Origin of the sequence: Desulfopila sp. IMCC35006 (assembly GCF_005116645.1) — a bacterium.
Taxonomy (GTDB): Bacteria; Desulfobacterota; Desulfobulbia; order Desulfobulbales; family Desulfocapsaceae; genus Desulforhopalus_A.
This window is the reverse complement of sequence record NZ_SWCM01000089.1, coordinates 1-255: the sequence shown is the minus strand read 5'-3', so window position 1 is coordinate 255 and position 255 is coordinate 1. Positions and strand designations below refer to the sequence as shown.

General features: G+C 49.4%; 1 pseudogene. It reads left to right on the top strand.

Going from position 1 to position 255, the window contains the following annotated elements:
* Positions 1-255, top strand: a pseudogene (locus FCL47_RS24680) (secretion system protein E); the annotation flags it as partial.

The window sequence follows — 255 nt, the reverse complement described above, 5'->3', positions numbered from 1 at the left end:
TCAGGAAAGGGCGGGGTTGTTCAGACTGTAAGCAGACGGGTTACAAAGGCAGAGTAGGTGTCTTTGAACTACTGGTGCTCAATGAACTGGTCCGAGATGCCATACTTGAGCAGAAAACCAGCTACGAGATACGGCAAATCAGCATTGAGCATTCCGGATTAATCACCCTGCTGGAGGATGGCCTGGTAAAGGCTGCCGCAGGCATCACCAGTATTGAAGAGATTCTACGCTGCTTACCGAAACTGAACAAACCTA